This is a genomic window from Leisingera sp. M527 (genome assembly GCF_025141525.1).
Lineage (GTDB): Bacteria > Pseudomonadota > Alphaproteobacteria > Rhodobacterales > Rhodobacteraceae > Leisingera.
This window is the reverse complement of the sequence record NZ_CP081037.1, coordinates 3,652,454-3,662,500: the sequence shown is the minus strand read 5'-3', so window position 1 is coordinate 3,662,500 and position 10,047 is coordinate 3,652,454. Positions and strand designations below refer to the sequence as shown.

The 10,047-nt window shown below is 58.9% G+C and carries 6 protein-coding genes, 1 tRNA gene, 2 rRNA genes and 1 pseudogene; 5 read left to right on the top strand and 5 right to left on the bottom strand.

Annotation, left to right across the window (positions count from 1 at the left end; all coding sequences use genetic code 11):
• Positions 1 to 365 precede the first annotated feature (365 nt).
• From K3555_RS18100 to K3555_RS24840, 4 genes are all read left to right on the top strand, one after another.
• Positions 366 to 3,209 (top strand): 23S ribosomal RNA (locus K3555_RS18100).
• Positions 3,210 to 3,421: 212 nt separating this feature from the next.
• Positions 3,422 to 3,536: ribosomal RNA gene (gene rrf, locus K3555_RS18095) — 5S ribosomal RNA — on the top strand.
• A gap of 46 nt (positions 3,537 to 3,582) precedes the next feature.
• Positions 3,583 to 3,659, top strand: a tRNA-Met gene (locus K3555_RS18090).
• Between the two features lie 301 nt (positions 3,660 to 3,960).
• A complete protein-coding gene (locus tag K3555_RS24840) occupies positions 3,961 to 4,197 on the top strand; it encodes a hypothetical protein (protein ID WP_311199996.1) in 237 nt (78 codons plus the stop codon).
• A 69-nt stretch (positions 4,198 to 4,266) separates the two neighbouring features.
• On the opposite strand, the pseudogene K3555_RS24835 reads toward K3555_RS24840, so the two are convergent.
• The 5 genes and pseudogenes from K3555_RS24835 to K3555_RS18065 all read right to left on the bottom strand — a co-directional run.
• Positions 4,267 to 5,304: pseudogene (locus tag K3555_RS24835) on the bottom strand (recombinase family protein); the annotation flags it as partial.
• A gap of 25 nt (positions 5,305 to 5,329) precedes the next feature.
• Positions 5,330 to 5,509: a hypothetical protein gene (locus K3555_RS18080; protein WP_260006523.1), complete on the bottom strand. Its 180-nt coding sequence runs from the start codon at positions 5,507 to 5,509 to the stop codon at positions 5,330 to 5,332.
• Positions 5,510 to 5,838: 329 nt separating this feature from the next.
• Positions 5,839 to 8,070: an AAA family ATPase gene (locus K3555_RS18075; RefSeq protein WP_260006522.1), complete on the bottom strand. Its 2,232-nt coding sequence runs from the start codon at positions 8,068 to 8,070 to the stop codon at positions 5,839 to 5,841.
• A gap of 89 nt (positions 8,071 to 8,159) precedes the next feature.
• Positions 8,160 to 8,897, bottom strand: a complete 738-nt coding sequence (locus tag K3555_RS18070) for a GIY-YIG nuclease family protein (RefSeq protein WP_260006343.1) — start codon at positions 8,895 to 8,897, stop codon at positions 8,160 to 8,162.
• Between the two features lie 307 nt (positions 8,898 to 9,204).
• Positions 9,205 to 9,696: a hypothetical protein gene (locus tag K3555_RS18065; RefSeq protein ID WP_260006342.1), complete on the bottom strand. Its 492-nt coding sequence runs from the start codon at positions 9,694 to 9,696 to the stop codon at positions 9,205 to 9,207.
• Between the two features lie 146 nt (positions 9,697 to 9,842).
• Between K3555_RS18065 and K3555_RS18060 the strand changes: the two genes are divergently transcribed.
• A complete protein-coding gene (locus K3555_RS18060) occupies positions 9,843 to 10,001 on the top strand; it encodes a hypothetical protein (RefSeq protein WP_167738125.1) in 159 nt (52 codons plus the stop codon).
• Positions 10,002 to 10,047: the final 46 nt, after the last annotated feature.

Here is a 10,047-nt window from a genome sequence, read left to right as displayed (position 1 = left end):
AATTGACATCGTAAAGAGAGATACAATCAACAAGACTGTTGGTCGCCCGAGTGTGGGATTGACCTCAGTCAGGTGCTGACCGCCCTTCGGGACGGGATGCGAGCTTCAGAATACGTCATGTTTCCTCAGACGTCCTGAAGTCTGCCTGAATGAAAAGACAGTGTTGTCCAAGTCAAGTACACTAACCCGGTTCAATATCCGCAAGGATTTGAACCCGCATGATCGCACGATCATGCAATAAGTTCCTGGTCGCAATTGTGGCCGGGAGCGGGATAGTTTGCTTTTTGGTTCAGGAAAACATGCTGCGGTTTCTTACCAGCTTCCGCAGCTGAGCGTGTTTTAGAACACTCTCTTTTTCTGGATCAAATCAAGCGCGAGAAGGGCGTTTGGTGGATGCCTTGGCAGTAAGAGGCGATGAAAGACGTGATACCCTGCGATAAGCTTGGGGGAGCCGGGAATAGGCTTTGATCCCAAGATCTCTGAATGGGGGAACCCACCTGAAAGTTTGTTATAATAGCCGCCGGTTCATTCCGGATGGCTGCTTATAATGGGCTTAACCAGGTACTTATAGACTGAATACATAGGTTTATAAGAGCAAACCCGGGGAACTGAAACATCTAAGTACCCGGAGGAAAGGACATCAATAGAGACTCCGTTAGTAGCGGCGAGCGAACGCGGACCAGCCGAGCCTGATGAGTGAGAAGAACATGTTGGGAAGCATGGCCATAGCGGGTGACAGCCCCGTATTCTAAGCTCTGAGGGACGTATTAAGTAGGGCGGAACACGTGAAATTCTGTCTGAAGATCGGAGGACCACCTCCGAAGGCTAAGTACTCCTTACTGACCGATAGCGAACCAGTACCGTGAGGGAAAGGTGAAAAGCACCCCGGCGAGGGGAGTGAAACAGTACCTGAAACCGAACGCCTACAATCAGTTGGAGGCCCCTTGAGGGCTGACAGCGTACCTTTTGTATAATGGGTCATCGACTTGGTCTCACAAGCAAGCTTAAACCGTTAGGTGTAGGCGCAGCGAAAGCGAGTCTTAATAGGGCGAATGAGTTTGTGGGATCAGACCCGAAACCGAGTGATCTAGGCATGGCCAGGTTGAAGGTGCGGTAACACGCACTGGAGGACCGAACCCACATCCGTTGAAAAGGATCGGGATGAGCTGTGCCTAGGGGTGAAAGGCCAATCAAACTCGGAGATAGCTGGTTCTCTGCGAAATCTATTTAGGTAGAGCGTCATCCGAATACCCCGGGGGGTAGAGCACTGGATGGGTAATGGGGCCCCACAGGCTTACTGATCCTAACCAAACTCCGAATACCCGGGAGTACTAGATGGCAGACACACGGCGGATGCTAACGTCCGTCGTGGAGAGGGAAACAACCCTGACCTCCGGCTAAGGCCCCCAATTCATGGCTAAGTGGGAAAGCAGGTGAGACGTCCAAAACAACCAGGAGGTTGGCTTAGAAGCAGCCATCCTTTAAAGATAGCGTAACAGCTCACTGGTCTAATCAAGATGTCTTGCGGCGAAGATGTAACGGGGCTCAAGCCATGAGCCGAAGCCGAGGATGCACATAGTGCATGGTAGCAGAGCGTAGTGTGACATAGTTCCATGCGTCCTTATCTTCCTGCGGGAAGAATTGGACGCAAGGAGCTTTCGATGAAGCGGGCCTGTGAGGGATCCCGTGGAGAGATCACTAGTGAGAATGATGACATGAGTAGCGACAAAGAGTGTGAGAGACACTCTCGCCGAAAGTCCAAGGGTTCCTGCTTAAAGCTAATCTGAGCAGGGTAAGCCGGCCCCTAAGCCGAGGCCGAAAGGCGTAGGCGATGGGAACCACGTTAATATTCGTGGGCCAGGAGGATGTGACGGATTGTGAAGGTAGTTCATCCTTATCGGATTGAATGGGCTGCTGATCAGTCCCTGGAAATAGCCCTCCATCAGACCGTACCCTAAACCGACACAGGTGGACAGGTAGAGAATACCAAGGCGCTTGAGAGAACGATGTTGAAGGAACTCGGCAAAATACCTCCGTAAGTTCGCGAGAAGGAGGCCCGGGTCCTACGCAAGTGGAATCCGGGGGCACAAACCAGGGGGTGGCGACTGTTTATTAAAAACACAGGGCTCTGCGAAGTCGCAAGACGACGTATAGGGTCTGACGCCTGCCCGGTGCCTGAAGGTTAAAAGGAGGGGTGAGAGCTCCGAATTGAAGCCCAGGTAAACGGCGGCCGTAACTATAACGGTCCTAAGGTAGCGAAATTCCTTGTCGGGTAAGTTCCGACCTGCACGAATGGCGTAACGACTTCCCCGCTGTCTCCAACATCGACTCAGCGAAATTGAATTGCCTGTCAAGATGCAGGCTTCCCGCGGTTAGACGGAAAGACCCCGTGCACCTTTACTACAGCTTCGCACTGGTATCAGGATTGTGATGTGCAGGATAGGTGGTAGGCATCGAAACCGTGACGCAAGTCGCGGTGGAGCCTCCCTTGAGATACCACCCTTCGCACTCTTGATATCTAACCGCGGTCCGTTATCCGGATCCGGGACCCTGCGTGGCGGGTAGTTTGACTGGGGCGGTCGCCTCCTAAAGAGTAACGGAGGCGCGCGAAGGTTGGCTCAGAGCGGTCGGAAATCGCTCGTTGAGTGCAATGGCAGAAGCCAGCCTGACTGCGAGACTGACAAGTCGAGCAGAGACGAAAGTCGGCCATAGTGATCCGGTGGTCCCGAGTGGAAGGGCCATCGCTCAACGGATAAAAGGTACGCCGGGGATAACAGGCTGATACTGCCCAAGAGTCCATATCGACGGCAGTGTTTGGCACCTCGATGTCGGCTCATCTCATCCTGGGGCTGGAGCAGGTCCCAAGGGTACGGCTGTTCGCCGTTTAAAGAGGTACGTGAGCTGGGTTTAGAACGTCGTGAGACAGTTCGGTCCCTATCTGCCGTGGGTGTAGGATACTTGAGAGGAGTTGCCCCTAGTACGAGAGGACCGGGGTGAACGAACCACTGGTGGACCTGTTGTTGCGCCAGCAGCAGTGCAGGGTAGCTATGTTCGGACAGGATAACCGCTGAAGGCATCTAAGCGGGAAGCCCCCCTCAAAACAAGGTATCCCTGAGGGCCGTGGAAGACCACCACGCCGATAGGCCGGAGATGTAAGTGCAGCAATGCATTCAGTTGACCGGTACTAATCGCCCGATAGGCTTGATTTGATCCAGTAACAGACAGTGTTACGGAAAAACCAAACAAGCAAACACATCCCATAATACAAACGCTTGGACAACGTTGATTGCAGCCGAACGCATTTGGCAATGTCCCCGTGACATAACTCAGGTGCGGTCTCTCGCGCATTTACTTCGTAAATACGCTGCCGACCGCCACACGAGAAAAATCCAAATGCCTTCGGTATTTGGATTTTTCTCGGTTTGGTGGCTACAGCACAAGTGAAACACCCGGTCCCTTCCCGAACCCGGAAGTTAAGCACTGTCGCGCCGATGGTACTTGGGCTCAAGCCCTGGGAGAGTAGGTCACCGCCAAACCTAGTAAAATCCAAATATCTCTCAATACGGTCTCAAAAAAACCTGACGCGGGATGGAGCAGCCAGGTAGCTCGTCAGGCTCATAACCTGAAGGTCGCAGGTTCAAATCCTGCTCCCGCAACCAACACTAATTCACAAGACATATCAAAGGCTTCAGGCGGCACGCCCGGGGCCTTCTTCGTGTTCGGACCTCCCGCACCCGCCGCCAGCCGCAGCAGCCCCGCCAGATCCCCCTCCAGCGTCAGATCCAGGCCGGTGCCTTCCGTCGCCGGCGTCAGCACAATCCGCTCCACCAGCGCCCGAAGCGCCTCCTTGGCCTCTTCCATGCTTTCGGTGGAGCCAAGGGTCGTGATCAGCCGCGACACCCGTTCGCGGTAGGCTTCCGCCATCGACGGGTGAAACACCACCGTGTCCGGGGCAGGGGTATGCTCCAGCTCCCGTTCCAGTTGCTGGCGCCGCGTGTCGAGCTCGATCATCCGGTCCTTCACCTGATCTGCGGGAATGCCTGCGATGATTGCATCCACCAGCTTTTGGTGGTCGCGCTTGGCACGGGCGAGCGCCTGTTCCTTTTCCTTGCGGTTCCCGGCGGCTGCCGCCTTCAGCCGGTTGCGCTCGGCAGTGTATTCTTCGCAGAAGATCTGCACCGCGTCCGGATCCATTAGGTGGTTCGCCAGCGCATCCAGAACTCGGGCTTCCAGATCAGCCTGTTTGATCGTGCGCTTGTTGCTGCAGACCGCGGCGCCCTTGTTCCTTGCCGGGGAGCAGCCGAAGCTGTCCTTCGAAATCTTGGCAAAGCCGCCGCCGCAGCAGCCGCAGGCCATCAGGCCGGAAAACAAGGTCTTGGGGCGGCGCCGGTCCCAGACCGGCACATTGGTGCCCGCGGTCTTCAGTTCGCCCTGGCGGGCCCGGACCGCATCCCAGAGATCCTGTTCGACGATCCGCAACTGCGGAACGTCGGTGATCGTCCACTCGCTTTCCGGGTTCAGCCGCGAGATGCGCTTGCCCGTTTGCGGATCCTTCACGTAGCGCAGCCGGTTCCAGACCTGCCGGCCGATGTAGAGCTCATTGTTCAGGATGCCGGTCCCGCGCTGGCGGTTGCCGTGAATGGTGGAGGCACCCCAGTGGCGGCCGGATGGGGCAGGCACGCGCTCCTTGTTGAGCGCTTCGGCGATCTTCTTCGGCGACAGGCCACTGGCGTAGTCCGCGCAGATCCGGCGCACGACATCTGCCTCTTCCGGGTGGATCTCGCGCTCGCCGCGGATCACGTCGCCATTGCTCGTGAGTTGCGGCTTCATGCGGTATCCGTAAGCTTTGCCGCCCGCGGATTTGCCCTCCAGTGCGCGCCCTTTGAGACCGCGGTGAGTCTTCATCGCGATGTCCTTGAGCTGGAGCGCATTCATCGTCCCCTTCAGCCCGATATGGATCTCCGAAATCAGCCCGTCCGCCACGGTCTCGATCGGGAGGCCGTTGAAGCAAAATTCCTGGTAGATGTGGGCAATGTCGGCCTGGTTGCGGCTTAGACGGTCGAGGGCTTCCGAGATAACCACATCGAAGGTGCCGCCGCGCGCATCGCGGAGCAGGGCCTGCATGCCGCTGCGCATAAGGCTGGCGCCGGAGATGGCGCGGTCGGAATAGGTGGCCACTACCTCCAGCCCCTGGGCCTTGGCGTAATCGGTGCAGTCGCGGATCTGGTCCTCGACAGAGGCGTCGCGTTGCAGGTCTGTCGAGTAGCGGGCGTAGATGGCTGCTCTGAGCCTGGGCTGGGACATGGCGGTGTTCTCCGGTGGTTTGATGTTAACCGGGAGAATTGCCGTCCCGGTGGTCGGTGCGGGCTGCCTCGCGGGCGAGGGCGCGCAGGAGTTCGTGAAGTGACGCGCGGGTGCTGGCGTCCTGCCGGCAGGAGCCGTTTTGCGGGCGGCCGGGTGTTTCCGGCGCCTGCTGGCATTCGGCATGTCTCTTCCGGTCCCGTGCCATTGGCCGAGGTCTCCTGTCTCCGGTGGGCGGTGGCCGCCCGCGTGTGCTGATGGAGACAGTTTACTGCGCCGGATTGGGTTGGAGCGACCCGGGTTGTAACCCTGCGGAGACGGAAATTGTAGATAAGGGCCTAGAAATACGGAACTTTCCCTCTGCAGAGGGAGCTGGGCAGGGATGCGGGGCATAGACCGCTCCGGCGGGGCTTTGGGACAAAGTATTTCCGGAAGGGAATTATCCGGATTTTGGACCAACTCAAGCCTGCACCTCGGAAGTTTGCACATAAGCTTTGTGCAAATCCGGTGGCTGGGCGGCTTGTTTGGCGGGCGCATCTACTGGTCCAGGACCTGCTCTGGACCATTTTTGCGTGGCACATCACGCAGCCAGGACCGGACCGTTTTGGCATCGAACTCTCGTTTTTGCACCAAGTCTGCAGCCATGTCCTGCAGCAGCTGCTGATGGGGGTACAGCAGTGCGCGCGCGTGGTCCTCCGCGTAGTCGAGCTTCTCACGCAGGCGTTTGCGGTCGGGTTCCGCCAGCTGCGCCGGATCCTGCGGTCCGAACCAGCCGTTGCCGAAGGTCCCTAAACCCAGTTCAAAATCCATCGCCAGGACCATCCGAGCTGCTTTTCCGAGGTCGGACGTGGCGCTGCCGCCAGCGCCCGCGGACACAGTCCCGAAGATGAGCCGCTCCGCCGCCCGCCCTGCGAGGTGGATATACAGCTGGCATTCAAAGTCTGTGTCCAGCCCCGCGTTCGGGGGAACATCCCGCTCAATTGTGCCGCCTGAAGGAGACAGGCTGATCTGCGTGATCGTCTCAGCGAAGATCCAGGCGGCGATGGCGTGGCCAGACTCATGCACTGCGATGCGGTAAAGCAGGCCGTGGTTTTCCTCCTGCGCCATGACTTGCAAATGGCGGCGCAGAAGCTGCAGATCGAGTGGGCAGCCGCTGTGCCCGGCTTCACTGCGGGCTGAGCGCACCGCGGCGTCCACGTCGGCAGCGGTCTTTCCAATGCATTCCCGTGCCAGCTGCTGCAAATCCTCCTCTTGGACTGCGTCCTGCAGCCGCTCAGCAAGGAGGTGCTGCAGCATCGCCATGCTTGGCAGCGGCATCTCGATCTTGATGTCAAACCGCCCGGCTCTCAGCACCGCGGGGTCGATGTGCTGCGGGTGGTTGCAGGCACCAACCACCATGATCCCTGCATCCCGGCTGATGCGGTCCATCTGCTCCAAAAAGCCAGCAACCACTTGGCGCCTGTAGCTGGCACTGTTGTCGCTGGCACTGTCGCGGGAACCGATCGCGTCAATCTCATCCAAGAAAAGGATACAGGGCGCATTCTTCCGGGCTTCATCGAAGCTTCTTCGCATCGCAAGCAGGAGGTTACCCAAGTGACCGTTGGCCTGCCATTCAGCGCAGCTGGTCTCGATGCAGTTAACCTCGGCGCTTCCTCCCATTGCCCTGGCCAGATAACTTTTGCCGGTGCCCGGCAGGCCAAAAAGCAGCAAGGAGTGCGGGATCTCATTCCAGGCCACGTCGCCTTCGGCCCAGAGCCGCAGGTCTGCAACCAGTTGCCGGGCGGTGTCATAGGACGGGCCGATGCCGGTGATCTCTCTTGGTGGTGTTCCGGCTTCGGGTTCCGGCGTTGCCGGGGCGGTAAGTGCCTGGGACAGGCGCTGCGCCATCTTCTTCGCTGTGGGCGCGCGCAGGGCAAAAGAGAGTGCGGGGGTGGAGAGCTCTTGCAACTGGCCGTTCGGGGGCAGGGCGGCGCGGGCGGCGGCTTCATCAATGCGGCCCGTCCGGCTGTGCGTCTGACGCAGCAGGGCGATCAGAAAATCTGCGTCCACTTGCGGCAATGCCAGCTGATGGCAGTGCTCCGCCACCAGCGGCGCCGGCAGCGCCATCTCATCCGGCAAGCAGATCCACAAAGGCTGGCTGTGCGCCAGGCCTTTGATGATCAGATCCTGCAGGTCATCAAAGTGACCCTGGTCAATCGCGCCATCTCGGACGCTGGGGACAGCGAGGGTCACGCGCTGAGGCAGCTGCACCTGGCGCCGGGCGTCATAGGCCTGCCAGCCCGGCGGCAGCAGGGCGTGGTTGAGGAGATTTTCCACGCTTGAAAACCCGAAAGCAGGAATGTTGCGGAGGATCAGAACTGCGCCACGGGAAAGCTGCGCGTCCACTGCAGCCGGGGAGCCGAAGGCCGCGGCGATCCGCAGCAGCAGAAGCAGCTTGTCTGCCGGGAGGTCTGTGTGCGGCAGCCAGCGACCTGTCTCATCGCAGGCAAATGGGTCGGCGCCTTCCTGCTCCAGGTGTTCCCAGAGTTCTGGCGGCAGATGCCGCGCGTTCGGGTGCTCGCTCAGATGCTGCAGCAAAGAATGGGGCTGTTCCTGGGGCGTGGACACAAGCGGCTCCTCGGTGTCGGCACCGTCGGCTGGCGCGTCTTCTTTGAGTGTCTTGCGCCGCGTCTGCTGCAGCTCTTCGTAGTAGAGATGATAGCGGCGGGCGCAGTCTTCAGCGAACTTCCACCAATCGGGGCGCGCGGGGGAGTGGTTGGATTGGTTCATGGCAAGCCTCCTGTGAACAGGCAAAAGGGATCGGGCGCCCAGCGGTGCCGGGCGGAAAACAGGTCGGAAATTGAAGGGGAGGGGGGCGCTTAGGTGTCTTCTTCCGCTCGGATGGCGTCGAGCATCGCGAAGATCACCTGGGTCGCATCGGCGAAGTAGACCTCGCTTTTGACGCTCAGCTCTTCTGCGTAGAGGTCTGGCGGCGCGACGCTGTCGGGGTGCTCTGCCTTCAGCCGCGCATGCAGGCCTTTCTCAATTTGCACAGCTGTGTGGCCGGAGCTGATGGGAACTGTCCGCAGGACCTGCGCCTCCGTCTCCTTTGTCCTCAGAAGTTGGTGGTAGAGGCGGGAGACGGGATCGCGGCTGTAGCCGAGTTTGATCAGCTTGGCGCCATTGGCGAGTTTGAGCTGCATGACGTAGAGAAAGCTTGGCGCACTGCTCCAGCCCTCGCCGCAGTTGCTGCATTGAAACCGGCCAGTCTGCATGTTGGCACGGGCAATCCGCTGAACATGGCCGCAGGCCTGATGCTGGTACAGACGGTAATTCTGGTTGCCACCTGTGTCTTCTCCGATCAGGTGCCACCCCCGTTCTTCTGCTTCGGCCTGTTCTTTGTCAGCGTGGCAAATCTCGCACCGTACACTGCACAGGCCTTCGGCTGCCCGCTTCACCATCTCAAATTGCCGGCGCAAGTTATGGCCGCAGGGGGCGATATAGTGGGCATAGTGACGGTCTTCCGGGTCGCGGCCGGCCCAGTTCAGGCCGGCTGCCGCGGCATCGTCCCGCCACCGGTCTTGAATGCAGTGCGGGCACTGTGGCTGGCTGTTCATGAGAACAAAGATCTTGCTGGCATGTGCCCGTCGGCAGGTGTGGCAGGATAGGAGCAGGTGATAGCGGTCCTTGATGCGCTGGACGATTTTGAAACCTTTTGCGCTGGCGGCGGCGCGCCAGTGGGGATGGACCGTTCGCGGGAAATGTTCGCAGGTTGAGTGGGGCATGGCAGCCTCCGCATGGCATAATTGGGCAGAGCAGGCGCCGGGACTGGCGCTTGCTGAAACTTCAGAATTGGCATGGCTGAGCCGGGCGCAGCGGCGTGTCCGCCGCGGGCCGGGGTCAGAAGAATGCTGGGATGGTGGCTTAGTTGGGCAGAAAGTTCTGCGCTTCAGCCGCTAAGGAGAGTTCGACGAGTGCGTTCATCTGGCGCGCGCCGGTCTGCAGTAGGGCCTGACAATCACCATCTTCGACGGTGAACAGCTCCTGGTTCTCATGGAACAGCTGCTGAAATCTGAGAGCCTCTTCCGGCCCCGTGGACTCGATGAGGAAATGCAGCAGCATGCTCATGCGCTGCATTGGCAAATCTTCGGCACTGACCACCTGTGCCGTCAGGATGTCGCCGCTGAGTTTAAGGCAATCCTGCCACTTGGCTTCGGCGGCCTCTTGGATACCGGTGGATGCGGGATCCCACGAAAGAGCGTGCGACAGATCACGCTCCAGTTCGAGGGCTTCATCCACTGCTTTGGTCAGCGTGTCGAAGGTGCGGGTGATGAAGGTGGAACCATCATCTGCTTCGTTTGCAGGCCACAAGCCTTTTTCTGTGCCCATGCGCATGATACGGCAAATATCAGCCATAGTCGGTCTCCTCTCGCGAGATCGGTTTTGGTTAGGGTGCGGCAAGGGGTAGGAGCCTTGCTGCACCTGTAATATATGGTACCATAAAACCAAAAATCAATACGAGATTGTCAGACATGTCAAAAAAAGCGCGAGGACGCCCGGCGGTGGATACCGAAGCGGTCAATCTCCGATTGGCGCGTGGGATGATTGAAGTCATTGATAACCAGCGCCGCGAGCAAGACGATCTTCCGACACGGCCTGCTATGATCCGGCGGATGTTGAAGCAATGGTGCCAGGATCGCGGAATTGAAGTCGACGAATAGCAATTGCTGTCAGTGTAAATCTTCACCCCTTCCAGATTATCGGAAA